Genomic DNA, 19,335 nt, shown 5'->3' with positions numbered 1-19,335 from the left:
TCATGCGTCTCCTGAAAAGTCTGGCTTGCGGCGGCCAAGGAAGGCGGCGACGCCCTCGCGACACTCGCCGCTGCCGCCTGCCGCAGCGATGCTGCGCGTCTCGCGCTCCAGCTGCGCTTCGAGCGGGCTGCTGGCGCTTTCCAGCAACAGCGCCCGCGCGCCCGCGATCGCGCCGGTCGGACCATCGGCCAGCATCCGCGCGGTCTTCGCCACCTCCGCAGCGAAATCATCGTCGGCTACGGTGCGCGTCACCATGCCGATCGCGGCGGCTTCGTCGGCTGTGACCTTGCGGTTGGTCAGGATGATCTCCTGCGCGCGGCGCAAGCCCACATGGCGCGGCAACAGCCAGGACATGCCACCATCGGGCGTCAAGCCGACGCTGCCATAGGCCGCGATGAAATGCGCCGATTGCGCCGCGATCACGACATCGCCGGATATGGCGAGGCTCAGGCCCGCGCCCGCCGCCGGGCCGTTTACCGCAACCAGCAGAGGTTTCTGCATCCGCAGCAGGCGGCTCACCGCCATATGCAGCGTACCGGCCAGCCGGCTGAGAAAAGCCGGCACCTGATCGCCCGCCGCGTCGAAGGCGGATATGTTGCCGCCGCCGCAGAAAAGCTTGCCATTGCCGGTCAATATGACGCAGCGAATGGCCGGATCATTGTCGCACAGGATCGCCGCATCCAGCAGCGCATCGGCCAGTGCCTGATTGACGGTATTACCAGCGGCGGGGCGGTTCAGCGTCAGTGTGGCGATGGAGCAGTCGATCGCGACGGTGACAGGCGTATCGCTCATGCGCATTTCTCCATCGATTGGCGCGCCAGCGCGGACAGGCGGGGCAGGGCCTTGGCCCGTTCGCGCGCATGGGCGGACGCTGCCGTGCCCCGGATCACGCGTCCCTTGATGCCGTGGAAGATCGCCGCCAGCCGGAAATAGTTGAAGGCGATGTAGAAATCCCAATTGACGATGCCGCTCCGCCCGGTCCGCGCGCAATAGGCCGCGACATAGTCCGCCTCGCTCGGAATATTCAGCGCGGCGATATCCACGCCGCCCAGCCCGGCCACGATATCCGGCGGCATCTGGTACATCATCGCATGATAGGCGAAATCGGCCAGCGGATGGCCCAACGTCGACAATTCCCAGTCCAGCACCGCCAGCACGCGCGGCTCCGTCGGGTGGAAGATCATATTGTCGCAGCGGAAATCGCCATGGACGATGCTGCTTTCCTCACCCGCCGGAATATTGTCCGGCAGCCAGGCGATCAGCGCATCCATGTCCGGATCGCGCCCGGCATCCTGATCCTCCAGATATTGCCGGGACCAGCGACCGATCTGCCGCGCGAAATAATTGCCCGGCTTGCCATAATCTTCCAGTCCGATCGCCGCATAATCGATGCCATGCAGCCCAGCGATCGCCGCATTCATCGCGTCGAAATAGGCCGGCCGTTCTGCGTTGGAGACGGTCGGGAAGGTCGCGTCCCAGAAGATGCGCCCCTCGACCATGTCCATCACATAAAACCAGCTGCCGATGACGCTTTCGTCGGTGCAGAGGCCAAAGACCCGCGCCACCGGAAAGCCGACACTGCCCAGTGCGCTCAGCACCCGCGCCTCACGATCGACCGCATGCGCGCCTTTCAGCGTGTCGCCCGGCGGCTTGCGGCGCAGCACATAGCTGCGACCCGGCGTCACCAGCTTATAAGTCGGATTGGACTGTCCGCCCTTGAACTGCTCGACGGTCAGCGGCCCCCGATAGCCCTCGACATGATCCGCCATCCACCGCGCCAGCGCCGCCTCGTCGAAGCGATAGGCATCGCGCACCGCCGTGGTGCCGGCATTGGCATCGTCACCCAGCGCGCTCATGCCGCCGTCTCCTGCGCCTTTTTCCAGTCGCGCTTGATCTTCTTGGCCAGGCTCCATTTATGCACCTCGGTCGGGCCGTCATAAATGCGGAAGGCGCGGATTTCGCGGAACACCTGTTCCACGATCGTGTCGCTGGTCAGGCCCGTGCCGCCCATCACCTGCACGCATCGGTCGGCGACCCGCATCAGCGCTTCGGAGACGGCAACCTTCGCCATGGAGCTTTCCGCTGTGCCGAGCGATCCGCCATCCAGCACGCCCGCGCACCAGTCGATCATCAGTTCGGCCTGCTTCAGGTCGATCAGATTGTCCGCCAGCATGAAGCCGACGCCTTCATGATCGATCAGCGTCTTGCCAAAGCCCATGCGGCGATTGGCATAATCGGTCGCAATCTCGTTGGCCCGGACGCAGGCACCCAGCCAGCGCATGCAGTGTGACAGCCGCGCCGGGCTGAGCCGCACCTGCGCATATTGGAAGCCTTCGCCTGAGTGGCCCAGCATCTGGTCGGCCGGCACGCGCAGATTGTCGATGGTCAGCACGGCATGACCGCCGGGCATCGAACTGTCGATCGTGTTGGGAATATGGTCTATGCGGATCGCCGGGTCGGGCAGGTCGACCAGGAACATGCAGGCGCCGTCCGCGGACTTCGCCATGACGATGCCGATCCCGGCCCCCTGCGCCCCGGTAATGAACGCCTTTCGCCCGTTGATGACCCAATGATTGCCGTCCTGCACGCAGGTCGTCCGCATCATCGATGGGTCGGACCCGGCGCCGCCCTCGGCCGCAGGCTCTGTCATGAAGAAGGCCGAACGGGTGCGCCCCTCCACCAGCGGTTTCAGGAAGCGCTCCTTGATCTCCGCGCTGCCGACCTTGCCCAGCAAATACATATTGCCCTCGTCGGGCGCGGCGGTGTTGCAGGCCAGCGGACCGAGCGGCGACAAGCCGGTCTTTGCCAGCACGATCGCGGTTTCCCGCTGGTTGAGGTGGCTGCCGTCGCTCAATATATGGGGCGTCAGCACGCCGGCCGCGCGCGCCTTCTCCTTCAATTCGTCGATCAGCTCTTCGCTGGGGCAGTCATGATGGTCCCTGCGCGGATCCTGCTCATAGGGGGCGACGATATCGCGGACGAAGGCTTCCACCTTCGCGGCGATGGCCGCCGTCCGCTCTGCACCTGCCCCATTTTGGGCGCCGCTCATCGCGGCGCCATCCGGATCGCGCCGTCCAGCCGGATGACTTCGCCGTTCAGCATCGGGTTGGCGACGATCTGCTCGACCATCAGCGCAAATTCGTCCGGCTGGCCGAGGCGCGTGGGGAAGGGCACCTGCTTGCCCAGCGAATCCTGCGCCTCCTGCGGCAATGTGGCGAGCAAAGGCGTGAGGAAAATGCCCGGCGCGATCGTCATGACGCGGATGCCATAGCGCGCAAATTCGCGCGCGATGGGCAGGGTCATGCCGACGATCCCGCCCTTGGACGCGCTATAGGCCGCCTGACCGATCTGCCCGTCATAGGCGGCGACGCTGGCCGTGTTGATGATGACGCCCCGTTCCTCGACCCCCACCGTGTCCGCATCGATGAGGCGCGCGGCGAATTTGGACAGGACGTTGAAGCTGCCGACTAGGTTGACGGTCAATATCTTCGAGAAGTCGGCCAGCGGGATCGCCTTGCCGTCGCGGCCGATGACCTTGGCCGGCGGGCCGATGCCGGCGCAGTTGGCCAATATGCGGGCCTTGCCGTTCAGCGCTTCCGCCTCTTCGATCGCCTGCTCTATCGCCGCTTCATCGGTCACGTTGACCTGCACGAAGCGCGCGCCGACCGCTTTGGCATGGGCCTCGCCCAGTTCCGCGTTCAGGTCGAAGATCGTCACCTTGGCGCCAGCCTTGGCCAGCCGCGCTGCCGTCGCGCCGCCCAGCCCGGAAGCCCCGCCGGTCACGATCGCGCCCACTCCGTTGATGTCCATCGGCAATCCTCTTCTCGCTCCGGTCGAATCAAGAAACTTGTTCGATCAATATGCACTCACGAGTGTATTGTGCTTCTGTGGGTTTCCTGTCAATGCTCTGCCCATGCAGAATTCACCCTTCAGAAATGCGGCGCAGCGGGAAGCGGACCGGGCGGCCAAGCGCGACGCCGTGCTGCGTGCGGCCGTGCGGATGTTCAACGAACGCGGGTTTTTCGCGACATCGCTGGACGATGTGGCCGCCAGCCTCGGCATATCGAAACGCACCATCTATCATTATCTGGCGAACAAGGATCAGGTGCTGCTGGAATGCATCACCATCGGGCTGGAGCAATTGCTGGAGGCCGCTGATGAAGCGCGGGCGGAGCCGGGCAGCGGCCGCGACAGGCTGGTCAAATTCCTGCACCGCTATGTTGAAATCAACATGGATGATTTCGGCATCTGCGTGTCGCGCACCGGCGAAGAGGCGTTGTCGCGCGACAGCCTGCCGCGCTATCGTGCGCTCAAGAAGAAGATCGACGTCGCCATGCGCCAGATCTTGACCGAAGCGGTGGAGGATGGATCGATCGGCCCGATCGACGTCAAGATGACAGCGTTCACGCTCGCTGGCGCGCTCAACTGGCCGGGGCGCTGGTATGATCCCGAGGGCGAACTGACGCCGTCGCAGATATCTAAAGCGATGGTGAGGGTGCTGATGGGCGGACTGGACCCGAGAAACTCGCCTGACGCGTGAGGCCGCTTACGAATGTCCTGCATGAATTGCCGGCGCTTTGGCGGCGTGGAGATATTCGCGCGTAACGCGCTGCCTCGCGAACATTCAAAAGCGACATAAGGCGACAATATCAGACGCATTTTGCTGTTCTTTTGTCACTTTATAGCCAGTTTCCGGTTGATCGGAATGGGCCTACGCCGCCTTACGGTTTATGTAACAAGATCAGGCCTGATCCTCGCACTCCGTCGGAAGCGCTTCATATCGACCTTTCACCCGCAAGGTGACAAAATTGTAATCCGACGCTCATCGGCGTGATGGGCAGGGCGGCTTATCAGGAAGGCGGCCATATCACATGGCCACTTGAGTGAAAGGCGGTACGTCTCCCCTGTCGTACCGCCTTTCCATGTCGTCGGGCGGGATGATGGACAGGCCGATATTCTACGATGCCAGCGGACGGCGCCGGCGTTTGACGCTGCCGATGATGGGTGTGGGTCTGATAGCGATCCTGGTCGCTGCCATTGCCTTTGCCCTGACGATCGTCGACGTGCCTGTACCTGCGCCGATGCCATTACAGATGGAGCGGCCTCGGGTCGAGGGTATCGGGCAGCGTTTCGATCATCTGCGCGCCTCCCTGCATCACCAATTGGCAGAGTGGCTGCCCCGCCATAGCAATGCGTTACCCGCGCATCCGGTGCGAGTGGCTTTCTATGTGCCATGGGACGATGCCAGCCGTGCATCGCTGCGGCAGCATGTCAAACAGATCGACTGGGTTGCGCCTGCGCTACTCTCTGTCACCGGACAAAAGCATGTTCTGCATATCCAGTCGGACCCGATCTTTTCCACCGTCATGCGAACCGCGCGCCGTCGGCCACAGGTCATGCCGGTGGTGCAGAATGTTTCCGATGGGAACTGGGACAGCAAGGGAACGGCTGCATTGCTGCACGACCATGCGGCCCGCAATGCGTTGCTTAGCCAACTCATCCCGGCTCTCAAGACCTTGCATGCGTCAGGGGTTATCTTCGATCTGGAGGCACTACCTGTCGGCGCGCAACGCGATTATCTCGGCTTCCTCCGCCAAGCTGCGCCGGTGTTGCATGCTCGCCATCTGCAATTGACGCTGACGGTCCCGGTGGATGACGCGGACTGGAACCTCGCCGCCTATGGGCGCGTGGCGGACCATCTGATCCTGATGGATTATGACCAGCATTATATCGGCGACAAGCCCGGCCCGATCGCAGCGCAGCCCTGGTTCGTACAGAGATTGCGCGCTGCGCTGCGCGTCGTGCCGTCCGCCAAAACTATCGTCGCCGTCGGCAACTACGCTTATGACTGGACCGAGGGTGGCGGTACGGCAGATGCCCTTTCCATCGAGGATGCATGGTTATCAGCACATGATGCTGGCGCGCCGATCCGCTTCGATGCAGTCACCGGCAACGCCCGTTTCGACTATGAACAGGATGGGCATGTTCATCATGTGTGGATGCTGGACGCGGCGAGCGGCTGGAATCAGGTCCGGGCAGCGCATTTGTCTGGCGCAGGCGGTGTCGCTTTGTGGCGACTGGGATCGGAAGATCCCGGCTTTTGGACAACGCTTGCTGATCATAGCGATATGCCCCCTCCGGCCCTGGGGCGGTTGACCAGCTTCAATTCCGTCGATGTTGAAGGCAATGGCGAGATATTGCGCGTGGATGACGTGCCGACGATCGGCCGCCGCATTGTCCGAACGGGTACGGGGCCGCGTGCCGGTCTGATCGTGGACGAACAGTATCTCAGTCTGCCGACCCCCTATGTCATCCGTCGGACAGGCTATCGGCCGCACATGGTCGCGTTGACCTTTGACGACGGTCCGGATGCGGTATGGACGCCGCCGATCCTGGACATATTGAAGGCCGCGCATGTCCCGGCGACATTCTTCGTTATCGGCGAAAATGCCATGATGCATCCCGGCCTGCTGCGTCGGATCGTTGCCCAGGGCAGCGAGATTGGCAACCATAGCTATACGCACCCCAATATGGCGCAGGTTTCAGGGCGCGGGGTTTCGCTGGAACTGAATAGCACGCAGCGTCTGGTGGAGGCCTATACGGGTCGTGCCATGCGCTTGTTCCGGGCCCCCTATTTCGGGGATGCGGAGCCGACCACTGCCGATGAAATCGGGCCTGCTCTGGAAGCGCAGAAGAGAGGCTATGTGAATGTCGGGCTGCATGTCGATCCCGGTGACTGGACACGCCCCGGCGTCGACGCCATCGTCAAACGGACCGTGCAACAGGTGGAGGCCGGAGACGCGGATCGCTCGGCGCAAGTCATTCTGCTGCATGACAGCGGCGGCGACCGGGCAGAAACCGTGGCCGCCCTGCCGCAGATCATCAAAGCCTTGTCGGCCCGTGGTTATCATTTTGTAACTGTTTCGACGCTTGCTGGTCTGACGCGCGATCAGGTGATGCCGCAGATACATGGAGCCGACCTGACTGCTGTCCGGATCGACGTCGCCATCTTCCTGATCATGGCCGGCATCGTGATGGTCCTCAAATGGCTGTTCTTCGCCGTCATCCTGTTCGGGATCGGTCGGGCGCTTCTACTTGCCTGGTTGGCTCTGGGTAGCCGGACGCGCCGGAACCGTGTCGATCCGCCGGCAATAGAACCGGGTCTGTTCGTGTCGGTCATCATTCCCGCTTTCAACGAGGCGAAGGTGATCGAAGCGTCCGTGCGGCGTGTGCTGGCAAGCGAGGAGGTCGCGATCGAGGTGATCGTGGTGGATGACGGATCGACAGATGCGACAAGCGAGATCGTCGCGCATGCTTTCTCCGCAGACCCGCGCGTGCGGTTGCTGACATTGGTCAACGGTGGAAAAGCTGTGGCGCTCAATCGGGCGCTGACATTGGCAAAGGCGCCGATGATCGTAGCGCTCGACGCGGATACCCAATTCGAGCCGCTGACGATCGCGCGACTGGCGCGCTGGTTCGCCGATGCGGAGGTTGGAGCCGTTGCTGGCAATGCGATGGTGGGTAATCGCATCAATCTCGTTACTCGCTGGCAGGCGGTCGAGTATGTGACCGCGCAGAATCTGGAGCGTCGCGCGCTGGCTCGCTTTGGTGCGATTACGGTCGTGCCAGGCGCGGTGGGCGCCTGGCGTCGGGAAGCACTGGATGCGGTGGGCGGCTACCCGACGGACACATTGGCCGAAGATCAGGACCTGACAATCGCTGTGCAGCGGGCCGGGTGGCGTATCGCCTATGACACCGAAGCGGTGGCCTGGACCGAGGCGCCGGAAAGCTTCCGTGCCCTGTCAAAACAGCGTTTCCGCTGGGCTTATGGCACGTTGCAATGCCTGTGGAAGCACCGAGGCGTCTGGCGCGCTGGGCGGCCTGCCGGACTGGCCTGGGTTGGCCTGCCGCAGGCATGGCTGTTCCAGATCGGATTTGCAGTGGTCTCGCCGATCATCGACCTGGCCCTGATCGTGAGCGGCATCGATACGGTCGTACGTGTACAGCAACATGGATGGTCGCAGACACAGAGCGATGTTTTGCGCATGGCGCTCTATTGGCTTGCCTTCGCCGCCATCGATGTTGCCTGCGGTGCCGTGGCCTATCGCCTTGAACCGCGCGAACGGCGCTATCCCGCTCTATTGCTGATCGCGCAGCGCTTCATCTATCGCCAGATCATGTATGGCGTGGTGATCCGTGCCGTCTTTACCGCGATATTGGGGCCGTGGGTCGGCTGGGGCAAACTGGAGCGTAGCGGCCGCGTTCAATCGGCAGAGGCTTCGACCGGCGGATCTGATGGATGGAGCCAGGCGGCGTGAGGATAGCGGTCCGCGTCCTGTCGATCCTGCTGGCCGTGGGGCTGCTTTTTTTGTGGCACGTCGGCTATGTTGGCGGTGCGTTGTTTGACGTACTGCCTGCAAAATCCACGCAGCAGCATAGGCGCGCAGTTGCGCTTTATTTGTCCGGCGACATGGGGTTCCACGCCGGACTGGGGCCGGACATGGCCGAGCGACTGACTCAGCGAGGTATCGCGGTGGTGGCAGAGAACAGCCTGCATTTCTTCCGCACGCGCCGAACGCCGGAAGAGGCTGGCGCGATGATCACGGCAGGGCTTCGCCGTGCGTTGGCGATTGATCCGGATGCTCAGTTACTTTTGCTGGGGCAGTCCTTCGGTGCTGACGTCATCGCGCCTTCCTTGCCTTATGTACCGGTTGCGCTGCGAAGGCGCATAGCCTTCATTGGCCTGATTGTGCCTGGCGCCACTCGGCAATGGCGGGCTTCTCCGTCCGAGATTTTTTCGATCGGAGAACCGGAAGAAGATTCCGTGACTGCCGCGCGCCGATTGAGCTGGGTGCCGCTGCTCTGCATCTATGGGGTGGCAGAAGGGGCCAGCCTTTGCCCATCGTTGCGTCAGCCCAACGCGGTGCGCATGGGCCTGCCCGGCGGTCATGCTCTGGCGCATGATCCTGACGCGGTTGCAGCCGTGCTGTTGCCGGCCGTCGATCAGGCTCTTGCTTCCCGCGCCCGGCGCGCATGACGGCACTAGCCCAGCCCTCTTTTGGGCGGGCGTATAAGCCCCGCCTTGCAATCCTGGCGCTATTGGCGGTCACGGCCCTTGGTCTTGCCGCCTTGCATCATCTATTTGGGCAGGTTCATCTGGCTGATGTGCGCATCGCTGTCTACGCCATGGCGCCGATCACCATCGCCACCTCCTTGCTGTTTACGATATGCAGCTATCTTGCGCTGACCTTATATGATCATCTCGCTGTGCAGATTGGGGAGCACCCGGTCCGGTGGAGGACGGCCGCGCTCGCTTCCTTTTGCAGTTACACGTTCAGCCACAATCTGGGCCTTGGCCTGATTACAGGCGGTTCGGCGCGCTTGCGGATCTATGGCGCGGCAGGACTGGGACCGGGGGATGTCGCGCGGGTTATCGCGTCAGCCAGCCTGGCATTCTGGGGTGGTGTCTTTTCGATGGGTGCCTTGGTAATGGCGCTCCATCCGGTAACGCTCGGCGGGCTTCCGCTTGACTCGGCGATTCAGCGCACGATCGGCGGGGTAATGCTTGCAGGCATCGCGATCATATTCTTCCTGCTGCGCGATCGCCCGGTGGCGGTCCGACTGCTGGGCTGGGCGTTGCGGCTGCCGTCCCGTCGTCAGGCGATCGTTCAGATCGGCATTGCCTGTGTCGATCTGGCTCTGGCCAGCGCGGCGCTGTTTGTTCTGGTCCCCGATGCCGGATTGGCGCTCTATCCTACCTTCTTTCTGGCTTATGTGATTGGGATCATCCTGGCGCTGATCAGTCATGTGCCGGGTGGGCTTGGGGTATTCGAAGCTATCGTACTGGCGGCTTTACCGAACGTCGATCGGCCAGGCCTCATCGCCGCGTTGATCGTTTATCGATGCATCTATTATCTGCTTCCCCTCGCTATCGCCCTGCTGCTGATGGCGGGTCATGAAGGCCGCGCCTGGGCTCGTCCCGCGCGACGCCTGATAAAGGGGGGTATGATAATAGTGCGGGGCATGGCCCCCACGGTGCTGGCGACGCTGGTCGCGGCCGGAGGGATGATGTTGCTGGTGTCGGGGTCTCTGCCCGCCATGCCAGTGCGGTTCAGGGCGTTGAGCGAAATCGCGCCGATGCCCTTCGTCGAGGCATCGCATCTGGCCGCTAGCATGACGGGGGCGATGCTGGTGCTGTTGGCATCCGGCCTTTATCGTCGACTTGACGGTGCTTTCTGGCTGACGCGATTGTTGCTGATCGCCGGCGCTCTCTTCTCTCTTGCCAAGGGGCTGGACTATGAGGAGGCGCTGGTCCTTCTGGTTATCGCGGGACTGCTGCAATGGTGTCGGCGTTCCTTCTATCGCCGGACCAGTCTGACGTCGGCGATCCTGACGCCCTATTGGACAGCCGCTCTTGCTGTGGCGGTAGGCCTGTCGATCTGGATCGGTTTTATCGCCTACCGCCATGTCGATTATCAGAGCGAGCTATGGTGGCAATTTGGACGCCATCAGGATGCATCGCGATTTCTGCGGGCGGCGTTGCTGACGGGCATATTGGTAGTTGGCGTCGCGGTTCGCAGTCTGCTGCGCCCTGCCCCTTTCAACCTAGCGACACGGGGGGCTTGTCCGGGGCCGAGCGGGACGGCGCTGGCCCTTGCCCAGCGCACTGATGCTTTCTTGTCCTTGACTGCCGACAAGCTGTTCCTGATTTCGCCGACGGGGCGGGCCTTTCTGATGTATCAGACTCAGGGGCATAGCTGGATAGTCATGGGCGATCCGGTCGGCGATCCGGCGGAATGGCGCGATCTATTGTGGCAGATGCGAGAGCAGGCCGATGCGGCGCAGGGGCGCTTGCTTCTCTATCAGGTGAGTCTTGACGCCTTGCCGCTGGCCGTTGAGCTAGGCTTGTCGATCGTCAAATATGGCGAAGAGGCCCGTATAGATTTGCGCCAGTTCACAATGGCCGGGCCGGATGCCCGACCGCTGCGTCATGCTGCCCGGCGTGCGGAGCGTGATGGCGCGCTGTTCGAGATCGTTCCAGCCGCCGCCGTGCCGGACTTGTTGCCGCAATTGCAGACGATTTCCGATCATTGGCTTGCCAGCAAGGGTAGCACCGAAAAGAGCTTCAGCGTGGGCCGCTTTGATGCAGCCTATATGAGGCAGTTCGATTGTGCCATCGTTCGACGCGGCGAGCGCATCGTGGCCTTTGCCAACATCCTGTCGACCGCGAACGGGAATGAATTGTCCGTAGATCTGATGCGCCATGATGCGGATGCTCCCTATGGGGTCATGGATTTCATGTTTTCCTGCCTCCTGCTCTGGGGGCAGGAGCAGGGTTATCGCTGGTTTACATTGGGACTGGCGCCATTGTCGGGATTGGAGGCACGTCGGCTCTCGCCGCTATGGGCGAAGGCGGGTGCCTTTCTCTATCGTCATGGCGACAGCTTCTATGGCTTTGGCGGGCTTCGGGCCTATAAGTCGAAATTCGCGCCGCACTGGGAACCGCGCTTCATCGCCGGGCCACAGGGTGTGTCGATGGCGCGGGCGATGGTCGACTTGCAGCGGTTGATCGGCGGTGGAAAGACAAGCGCTGCTGCCAGAATGCAGCAGGTTGCCGCCGCGCGGCATGAAGATGGAGGGCAAGGGGCGTCATGAGTGAGAAATTGCTGCTGGTCGAGGATGACGCCACGACCGCCGATTATATTGCCAAGGGACTGGAGGAAGAAGGCTTCATTGTCGACCGTGCCGACAATGGCCGTGACGGGCTGTTTCTGGCGACAGAGGGGAGCCACGACGCCATTATATTGGACCGGATGCTGCCGGGCATGGATGGGTTGGCGGTGTTGGCTGCTCTGCGGGCTGCCGGGATCGAGACGCCTGTGATCATTCTATCCGCATTGGCCACGGCAGACGAGCGGGTGAAGGGGCTGACGGGAGGATCGGACGATTATCTCGCCAAGCCCTTTGCCTTTGCCGAATTGCTCGCACGGTTGCGGATCGTCTTGCGACGCCGTGCCAGTGCGCAGGCGGTCGAAACGCGGCTGGCGTGCGGCGATCTGGAAATGGACCTGCTGTCACGCAAGGTCAGGCGCGGGGCGCGCGCCATCGATCTCCAGCCGCGGGAATTCCGGCTGCTAGACTATCTGCTGCGTCATCGGGATGAAGTCGTTACCCGCACCATGCTGCTGGAAGGCGTGTGGGATTATCATTTTGATCCCGGCACTAATGTCATCGACGTTCATATCAGCCGTCTGCGGCGCAAGATCGATGAGGAAGGCGACATGCCGCTGATCCACACCGTGCGCGGGGCGGGATATCGGTTGAGCGAGAAGGGCTGACGCTGCCGATGCGTTGGCGCCATTCTGTGATCTGGCGCTTTGCAGCGCTCGTTTTTCTAATGCAGATCGCGTGCGTTCTGCTGGCCCTGTGGGCGGTGCATCAATTCACGGGGCGAGCGGTCGATCATGCCAGTCGGGAGATAGCGATCGGTTTGCGCGATGATATCGCAGCGACCTATGCAGCGGCTGGACTGGCGGCGGCCGGGGCGACCGTACGAAACCGGATTGCTGCCGATCCGAGTGGCAGTGCGGTGATCTTGCTGCTGGCGCCCGACGGCCATCGCATTGCCGGCAATCTGGACCGTTGGCCTGCCGATGTCGGGACCGCAGGGGCTTGGCGACCGGTGACATTCCATCCTGATGGCCGCGCAGGCAAGGCGCAGGCGATCGGCATTGTGGGCACGCGGTTCCCTGACGGTACCAGACTGCTGACAGGCCATGTGATCGAACGGGACATCCGCTTCGACCATTATCTGGAGGCGGCATTATTGGGGGCTATATTGCTGGCCTTGCCGCTGGCTGCGGGGGCAGCATGGGTGTCAGCCGCGATCATCCAGCGGCGGTTGCGTGCGGTCATAGATACAGCGGCCGCAGTGGGTACGGGGGCGATGGAGCGCCGCATCGCGCTGACCGACAGCGGCGATATGTTCGATGCATTGGGTAGCGAAATCAATGCCATGCTGGACCGGATTACCGGACTTGTGGGTGAATTGCGGTTGGTGACGGATGGGCTGGCCCATGATTTGCGATCACCGCTGACCCGATTGCGGGCGGTGCTGGAACGAGCGTTGGCGCAAAGCAAGGATGATGGTGCGATCGGAGCGCTGGAGCGCGCGCTGGATGAAGGGGATATCTTGCTTCGCATGCTGGATGCGGCGCTGCTGATCAGCCGGGCTGAGGCCGGGATCGGGCGCGACAGCTTTGCACCGGTCGATGTCGCCGCGCTGCTTTATGATTTTCAGGACATGTATGGCGCTGTCGCTGACGACAGGAACATCATCATATCGGTCGAGGCGGAACCGGCCCTGAGCATTCGATCTCATCGCGAGATATTCGGGCAGGTTCTGTCCAATCTGATCGACAATGCGCTGAAATATGGTGGGGATCGCATCCATCTCTCTGCCTATCGACAGGATGGGCAGATCGTCATCGAGGTGTCCGACAATGGCCCCGGTATTGCCGAGGAGCGCCGGGTCGAGGCACTTCGGCGTTTCGCCCGGCTGGATGCGTCACGGCATATTACCGGCGCGGGGCTGGGGCTGTCGCTGGCGGCCGCGGTTGCACGTCTGCACGGCGGCGATCTCGTCCTGAGCGATGCGGAGCCGGGGCTGCGTGTAACGATCACGGTCCCGGCTGAAGGGACTGCGAGGGACTGAAGAGCGGTGCGATTTACAGTGTCACACCGCGTTTCCAGATGGCGATGGATCGTTCTTCATTGATCTCGTTGCGGGCGGCTTTGCCAGATGCGATCGCGATGACGGTATCCAGCAGGTCTTCCGCTGCGGCGTCCATGCCCTTGTTCAGGACAGTTCCTGCGTCGAAATCGATCCAGCCTGGCTTGGCCGTCGCCAATGCGCTGTTGGAGGCGATCTTGACGGTCGGAATCGGGCTGCCGAGCGGCGTGCCACGCCCGGTGGAAAAGAGCGTGACAGTGGCGCCAGCCGCCGCCAGAGCGGTGGTCGACACCGCGTCATTGCCCGGCCCCTCCAGCACGGTCAGCCCGGCCCGGCTTGCGCGACCAGCATAAGGCAGGACGTCGGTAACGGGCACATGTCCAGCTTTCTGCACGGCACCGAGCGACTTTTCCTCCAATGTGGTGATGCCGCCGCGAATGTTGCCGGGGCTGGGATTTTCGGACACCGGCTCGCCATGGGCGACGAAATAGTCTTTGAACCCGCACACCAGATCGACCAGCGCGTCGAACGTCTGTTCATCGACGCAACGGTCCATCAATATCTGTTCGGCGCCGAAAATTTCGGGGATTTCGGTGAGCAGCACGCGGCCGCCGGCCTTGCCTATCGCGTCAGCCATGCGCCCGATCAGCGGATTGGCCGTCAACCCCGAGAGCCCGTCGGAGCCACCGCATTTGACTCCTAGTCTTAGCGCAGAAAGCGGCGCCGGTTGGCGCCGGTCCTGTCCGGCGATTGCCGCGAGTTCGGTAATGGCAGCAAGCCCCTCCTCCATTTCGTCCACTGATGCCTGCGCGCCCAGCATGCGGATGCGCGCGCGTCGCTCGGGCGGGATATGTTCCAGCATCAGAGCCATCTGGTTCGATTCACAGCCCAGCCCCAGCAACAGCACGCCGCCGGCATTGGGATGCTGCGCCAGCGCCGCCAATATGCCGGTTGTCCCCTCAAGGTCGTCGCTCAATTGGGAGCAGCCAAAGGGGTGGGGGAAGGCGTGAATGCCATCTATCCCCGGCGGCAAAGTGCGGCTGGCCTGTGCCGCAAGTCGCTCAGCCGTGCGGCCGACACAGCCGACGGTCGGGATGATCCAGATTTCATTCCGGGTGCCGACAGAGCCGTCTGGGCGCACATAGCCCTGGAAATGCCTTTCCTGCCCCCGGTCTTCTGATGCCTTGTCCGGCATGCTGTACCGATAGGCATTGCCGGTGCTCAACGCCGTGTGGACATTGTGACTATGGACATGGTCACCCGGTTGGATCGTCGTCGTGGCGACACCAAAAGGAAAGCCGTAGCGCAGCACCGGATCGCCCGTCCTAACGGCATATCGTGCGATCTTGTGTCCCTGCGGGATATCCTGCGTAACGAGGAGCGTTTCCTCGCCAACCATCAATTGCGTGCCGGCGGGGATGGGCGCCATGGCGATGACGACGCTGTCGTCTGGATGGACCAGCAGGATGGCAGGGGTTTCGGACATGGCGTTCATCTATCCGGTTCGGCGACGGTCACACGCTCAAGGCGCGGGGACAGGATATGGACCATGGCAAGGGCAACGAAATAAGCACTGCCCGCGACGGCGAACAGGGGCGTGTAGCTGCCGATGCTATCGAGGATATAGCCCGCATATTTCGCCATCACCATGCCCCCGACTGCACCCAATGTGCCGCCGATCCCGACGACCGAGCCGACGGCGCCACGAGGGAAAAGATCGGATGGCAAGGTGTAGAGATTGGCGGAGAAGGCCTGATGCGCGGCGGTGGCGATACCGATCACCAGCACGGCCAGCCACAGATTGTCGATCGACTGGGCAAAGAATATGGGCAGTACGGCGCAGGCGCAGAGCAGCATGGTCAGCTTGCGTGCGGCGTTGACGCTCTTGCCTGCCTTCATCATGCGCCCCGACATCCATCCGCCGACCACGCTGCCAGCGTCCGACAGGATATAGATGGCGACAAGGGGAGGGCCGAAGCTGACAAGGTCGAGGCCGTATCGCGTGCCCAGATAGCCAGGCAACCAGAAGAGGAAGAACCACCAGATCGGATCGATGCAGAATTTCCCGATCGCATAGGCCCAGGTTTCCCTGACGGTGATGATCCGCGCCCAGCCGATCGGCTTGACCGGATCGGCCGGGTCCTGACGGATATAGGCCAGTTCACCGGCGGTGAGTTTGGGATGATCTTCGGGGCGGCGGTAGAAGATGAGCCAGGCGATCAGCCAGACTATGCCGAAGATGCCGGTGGCATAGAAAGCGACGCGCCAGCCATAAGCCAGGGTCAGCCAGGGGACGAGAAGCGGCGTGACGATAGCGCCGATATTGGCGCCGGCGTTGAACAGGCCGATGGCGAAGGCGCGTTCCTTCTGCGGGAACCATTCGGTTACCGCTTTGATGCCAGCAGGGAAATTGCCGGATTCGCCCACGCCCAGGCCAAAGCGGGCCATGGCGAACTGGGTGACGCCATGGACGCCGCCATGGGCGATATGCGCGATCGTCCAGATGACCACGGCGATGGCATAGCCAAAGCGCGCTCCGATCAGGTCGACGATCCGGCCAAAGCCCAGATAACCGACCGCATAGGCGGCCTGGAACCAGAAGACGATATTGGCATAATCGGTTTCGGACCAGTGCATCTCCGCCGACAAGGTGGGCTTGAGCACGCCGATCATCTGGCGGTCGACATAGTTGATCGCCGTTGCCGCGAACAGCAAGCCAACCACGACCCACCGATAGCGGCCGGGGGGCGGGGCTGCGATGTCCATATCCTTTTTCATCCTGCTCCTGTCCTCTTTCCGCTGGCCGTCTTAGCGCGGCTCTTGCGCTGCGATGCGGCAGGAAAGGATGCCCAGGGGGCCAAAATCCGTTTCCACCGTTTGTCCGGGCTGAACCGGATGCACACCGGTAACCGCCCCGGTGGAAATCCACCAGCCCATTTGTATGATGATTCCGCGTTTGGCGAGATTTTCCAGAAGAAAGCGGACCGATCCGATCGCGCCGTCCGGGAAAGCCGATGCTGTTCCTGTCCCAACCTCCACCTCGTCGATGCGGGTCGAAACGGATTGCAGCGCATAGGTGCCATCACGCCAATCTGGAACTGCCGGACCGACGAGCAATCCATTATTGTTACCGAAATCGGAAATGGTGACGGCAGGCCCCATGCCGTTTATCCCCTGAAATGGCGAACTGGCGATCTCGATGCCGATATGGACGGCGTCGATATGAGAGGCGGCTTCCTCCAGCGTAAATTCCTTTTTCCCGGCGGGGGGTGGCGTGCCGATGCGGAACAGAAATTCGGCTTCGGCAGCGCCGAAGCCCTGGGAGAAAGTCAGGCCGACGGCATCCGCGTCCGCTGCGACGACGGTTGGGGCGAAGATAGGACCCGCGAGTCGATCGCAGCCGAACTGATCCGATAAGGGAGGCAGTATCCGCCCGACCTTCCAGCCCGCTACCGGATCATTGCTATGCGCAAGGGCTTCTGCCTGAATGGCGTAACCTTCCTCTAGCGTGGTCGGCACCGGGCCGGGATAGTCTGTAAAGCCGACCGTGGTCCGTCGTGCGTCCAGGAAAAAGGCCGCAATCCTCTCTGCATCATTGCTAGCGTTCACTCGCCTGTCCTTTGCCTTCGCTATTGATCGGCTGAGTAATGGAAACCGGTGTCATTGGCAAGCGGGTCATTCTGGCGTCCGGTCAATTCTACGCTATAAGGCGCCATGGCAAAGCAGAAGCAGGATGAGGGGCAGGCGCCCAAACTGACGATAAACGACATCGCCCGTATGGCCGGGGTGTCCAAGAAGACGGTCAGTCGGGTGATTAATAGATCGCCACTTCTGAACCGCGAAACCCGCGACAAGGTCGAGGCGATCATCCGGGAAACCGGCTATGTTCCCAATCCGCAGGCGCGCGCGCTGGCGCTGGGCCGCAACTTCCTGATCGGCCTCGTCTACGACAATCCCAATGTGCAGATGATCCTGAGCATGCAGAAGGGCATTTTGGAGGCGCTGCACGGCACCGAGTTCGAGTTGGTGATTCGCCCGGTCGATCGCGGCTCCCGGCAGGTGATGGAGGATATTCAGGGATTTGTGACCCGACAGCGCTTGTTCGGCGTTGTCATCCTGCCGCCATTGTCCGAAAATGATGCCCTGGCGCGAATGCTTGACGAACAGGGGTGCCGCTATGTTCGCATGGGCTCTGCCGTGCTGGATGATCCGGAGCATATGGTGGTTTCGAACGACAGGGAGGCGGTGGCAGATGCCGTTCGCTACCTGATCAGTCAGGGGCATCGACGGATCGGCCTGGTTGCCGGGCCGCATGGTTTTCGGTCTGCGCAGGAGCGGCGTGAAGGGTTCGAACTGGCGTTGGCGGAAGCGGAGATCGGCTTGCCGCGCAGCCTGATCGCCCAGGGAGAATATACGTTCGAATCCGGTCTTTCCGCCTCGGAAAGCCTGCTCGACCTGTCCCCGCGACCGACGGCGATCTTTGCAAGCAATGACGAAATGGCGGCCGGGGTTCTCTATGCTGCACGCTTGCGCGGCATATCCGTGCCGGACGAATTGTCGATCATTGGCTTTGACGACACGCCGGTCACCACCAGGGTCTGGCCGCCGCTGACGACCGTGCGCTGGCCGATCGTGGCGATGGGACGGGCCGCTGCGCTCAAATTGATCGGCACGGCAATCGGGGAAGACGAGGATGTCAACGAACCTTCCATGTTCAGCTCGACGCTGATCCGTCGCGGATCGGTTGCGCCACCTTCCGCAAGCTGATAGACGGATGCTTATGACACCGGTGTCCGTGTGGACATAGGAGGGAGAGGATAGCTGATGTTCGAGAAGACCTATTATGCGACGCATCCCGACATGATGGAGTGCGTGTCGAACAAGGAGTTGCGGGATCGCTATCTGATCGGGGGCCTGTTCCGCGACGGGGAGTGCGTGCTGAACTATACCCATGCCGAGCGGTTCGTGATCGGCGGCGTAGTGGTGGTCGATGCGCCGGTGGCGCTGCCCGCGCAGACCGAGCCCGCGTCTGCCGCAGGCCATCCCTTTCTGGAGCGGCGCGAGCTGGCGGTCGTCAATGTATCGGGCGTGGAAGGCACCGTTACGGTCGATGGCGAGGTCTTCACGCTGGGCAACAAGGATTGCCTCTATGTAACGATGGGCGCGAAGGAGGTGATCTTCGCTGGCGCTGGTGCGCGCTTCTATCTGGCCTCCTGCCCGGCACATAAGGGGTTCGCGACCCGGCTGATCTCGGTCGCCGATGCGACCGCGCTGGAGCGGGGCAGCCTGGAGGAATCGAACGAGCGGACCATCTATCAGATGGTGATCCCGGGCATCTGCGACAGCGCGCAGCTGGTGATGGGCCTGACGGTGCTGAAGCCCGGTTCGGTCTGGAACACCATGCCCCCGCATATCCATGAGCGGCGCAGCGAGATTTATTTCTATTTCGAGCTGGATGGCCCGGCCGACCGCGTCTTCCACTATATGGGCGAGGGCGAGGCGATGCGGCATATCGTCATGGCCAATGAGGAAGCGGTGATCTCGCCGCCCTGGTCGGTGCATATGGGATCGGGCACCAAGGCCTATGCCTTCATCTGGGCGAT

General features: G+C 62.3%; 15 protein-coding genes. 8 read left to right on the top strand and 7 right to left on the bottom strand.

Annotation, left to right across the window (positions count from 1 at the left end; genetic code table 11):
• The 4 genes from BMX92_RS19455 to BMX92_RS19440 are packed head-to-tail and all read right to left on the bottom strand — an operon-like array spanning position 1 to position 3,810.
• Positions 1–798, bottom strand: coding sequence for an enoyl-CoA hydratase/isomerase family protein (locus tag BMX92_RS19455; protein ID WP_093019599.1), 798 nt, complete (start codon positions 796–798; stop codon positions 1–3).
• Positions 789–1,856 (bottom strand): phosphotransferase, encoded by a 1,068-nt coding sequence (locus tag BMX92_RS19450; RefSeq protein ID WP_093019597.1) that lies wholly within the window; start codon positions 1,854–1,856, stop codon positions 789–791. The genes BMX92_RS19455 and BMX92_RS19450 overlap by 10 nt, the downstream gene beginning before the upstream one ends.
• On the bottom strand, positions 1,853–3,049 hold the full coding sequence (locus BMX92_RS19445; RefSeq protein ID WP_093019595.1) for an acyl-CoA dehydrogenase family protein: 1,197 nt from the start codon (positions 3,047–3,049) through the stop codon (positions 1,853–1,855). Before BMX92_RS19445 ends, BMX92_RS19450 begins: the two co-directional genes overlap by 4 nt.
• Entirely contained in the window at positions 3,046–3,810 is a 765-nt protein-coding gene (locus tag BMX92_RS19440; protein ID WP_093019593.1) for an SDR family NAD(P)-dependent oxidoreductase, read from the bottom strand. Before BMX92_RS19440 ends, BMX92_RS19445 begins: the two co-directional genes overlap by 4 nt.
• 103 nt (positions 3,811–3,913) lie before the next feature.
• Here BMX92_RS19440 and BMX92_RS19435 point away from each other — a divergent pair, with 103 nt between their 5' ends.
• The 6 genes from BMX92_RS19435 to BMX92_RS19410 all read left to right on the top strand — a co-directional run bounded on the left by BMX92_RS19435 (position 3,914) and on the right by BMX92_RS19410 (position 13,714).
• Positions 3,914–4,540 carry a TetR/AcrR family transcriptional regulator gene (locus BMX92_RS19435; RefSeq protein WP_093019591.1) on the top strand — a complete coding sequence of 209 codons (627 nt, stop codon included), beginning with the start codon at positions 3,914–3,916 and terminating at the stop codon, positions 4,538–4,540.
• 400 nt (positions 4,541–4,940) lie between these two features.
• Positions 4,941–8,318, top strand: coding sequence for a glycosyltransferase (locus tag BMX92_RS19430; protein WP_093019683.1), 3,378 nt, complete (start codon positions 4,941–4,943; stop codon positions 8,316–8,318).
• Entirely contained in the window at positions 8,315–9,037 is a 723-nt protein-coding gene (locus BMX92_RS19425; RefSeq protein WP_177185154.1) for an AcvB/VirJ family lysyl-phosphatidylglycerol hydrolase, read from the top strand. The genes BMX92_RS19430 and BMX92_RS19425 overlap by 4 nt, the downstream gene beginning before the upstream one ends.
• A complete protein-coding gene (gene mprF, locus BMX92_RS19420) occupies positions 9,034–11,655 on the top strand; it encodes a bifunctional lysylphosphatidylglycerol flippase/synthetase MprF (protein ID WP_093019587.1) in 2,622 nt (873 codons plus the stop codon). The genes BMX92_RS19425 and mprF overlap by 4 nt, the downstream gene beginning before the upstream one ends.
• On the top strand, positions 11,652–12,338 hold the full coding sequence (locus BMX92_RS19415) for a winged helix-turn-helix domain-containing protein (RefSeq protein ID WP_093019585.1): 687 nt from the start codon (positions 11,652–11,654) through the stop codon (positions 12,336–12,338). Before mprF ends, BMX92_RS19415 begins: the two co-directional genes overlap by 4 nt.
• Positions 12,339–12,397: 59 nt before the next feature.
• Positions 12,398–13,714, top strand: coding sequence for a sensor histidine kinase (locus tag BMX92_RS19410; protein ID WP_093019583.1), 1,317 nt, complete (start codon positions 12,398–12,400; stop codon positions 13,712–13,714).
• Between the two features lie 13 nt (positions 13,715–13,727).
• Here the strand turns inward: BMX92_RS19410 and BMX92_RS19405 are convergent, their stop codons facing one another.
• From BMX92_RS19405 to BMX92_RS19395, 3 genes are read right to left on the bottom strand one after another with little or no spacing between them, the layout of a single operon-like run.
• On the bottom strand, positions 13,728–15,218 hold the full coding sequence (locus BMX92_RS19405; RefSeq protein ID WP_093019681.1) for a UxaA family hydrolase: 1,491 nt from the start codon (positions 15,216–15,218) through the stop codon (positions 13,728–13,730).
• A gap of 5 nt (positions 15,219–15,223) precedes the next feature.
• Positions 15,224–16,510 (bottom strand): MFS transporter, encoded by a 1,287-nt coding sequence (locus BMX92_RS19400; protein WP_093019581.1) that lies wholly within the window; start codon positions 16,508–16,510, stop codon positions 15,224–15,226.
• 30 nt (positions 16,511–16,540) lie between these two features.
• Entirely contained in the window at positions 16,541–17,341 is an 801-nt protein-coding gene (locus BMX92_RS19395) for a 2-keto-4-pentenoate hydratase (protein ID WP_093019579.1), read from the bottom strand.
• Positions 17,342–17,446: 105 nt separating this feature from the next.
• Between BMX92_RS19395 and BMX92_RS19390 the strand changes: the two genes are divergently transcribed.
• A complete protein-coding gene (locus BMX92_RS19390; RefSeq protein ID WP_093019577.1) occupies positions 17,447–18,499 on the top strand; it encodes a LacI family DNA-binding transcriptional regulator in 1,053 nt (350 codons plus the stop codon).
• Between the two features lie 57 nt (positions 18,500–18,556).
• On the top strand, positions 18,557–19,335 hold a 779-nt coding region (gene kduI / locus BMX92_RS19385; RefSeq protein WP_093019575.1), incomplete at its 3' end, for a 5-dehydro-4-deoxy-D-glucuronate isomerase.

Origin of the sequence: Sphingobium sp. YR768 (assembly GCF_900111125.1) — a bacterium.
GTDB lineage: Bacteria > Pseudomonadota > Alphaproteobacteria > Sphingomonadales > Sphingomonadaceae > Sphingobium.
Note: the sequence above shows the minus strand (reverse complement) of the source record. Positions and strands in the feature narration are given on the sequence as shown.

Bases quoted from the DNA above. Each gene is read 5' to 3' on its own strand.
- BMX92_RS19450 (WP_093019597.1), bottom strand. From the start codon at position 1,856: ATGAGCGCGCTGGGTGACGATGCCAATGCCGGCACCACGGCGGTGCGC.
- BMX92_RS19390 (WP_093019577.1), top strand. From the start codon at position 17,447: ATGGCAAAGCAGAAGCAGGATGAGGGGCAGGCGCCCAAACTGACGATA.
- mprF (WP_093019587.1), top strand. From the start codon at position 9,034: ATGACGGCACTAGCCCAGCCCTCTTTTGGGCGGGCGTATAAGCCCCGC.
- BMX92_RS19440 (WP_093019593.1), bottom strand. From the start codon at position 3,810: ATGGACATCAACGGAGTGGGCGCGATCGTGACCGGCGGGGCTTCCGGG.
- BMX92_RS19410 (WP_093019583.1), top strand. From the start codon at position 12,398: ATGCAGATCGCGTGCGTTCTGCTGGCCCTGTGGGCGGTGCATCAATTC.
- BMX92_RS19415 (WP_093019585.1), top strand. From the start codon at position 11,652: ATGAGTGAGAAATTGCTGCTGGTCGAGGATGACGCCACGACCGCCGAT.
- BMX92_RS19445 (WP_093019595.1), bottom strand. From the start codon at position 3,049: ATGAGCGGCGCCCAAAATGGGGCAGGTGCAGAGCGGACGGCGGCCATC.
- BMX92_RS19430 (WP_093019683.1), top strand. From the start codon at position 4,941: ATGGACAGGCCGATATTCTACGATGCCAGCGGACGGCGCCGGCGTTTG.
- BMX92_RS19400 (WP_093019581.1), bottom strand. From the start codon at position 16,510: ATGAAAAAGGATATGGACATCGCAGCCCCGCCCCCCGGCCGCTATCGG.
- BMX92_RS19455 (WP_093019599.1), bottom strand. From the start codon at position 798: ATGCGCATGAGCGATACGCCTGTCACCGTCGCGATCGACTGCTCCATC.
- BMX92_RS19435 (WP_093019591.1), top strand. From the start codon at position 3,914: ATGCAGAATTCACCCTTCAGAAATGCGGCGCAGCGGGAAGCGGACCGG.
- BMX92_RS19405 (WP_093019681.1), bottom strand. From the start codon at position 15,218: ATGTCCGAAACCCCTGCCATCCTGCTGGTCCATCCAGACGACAGCGTC.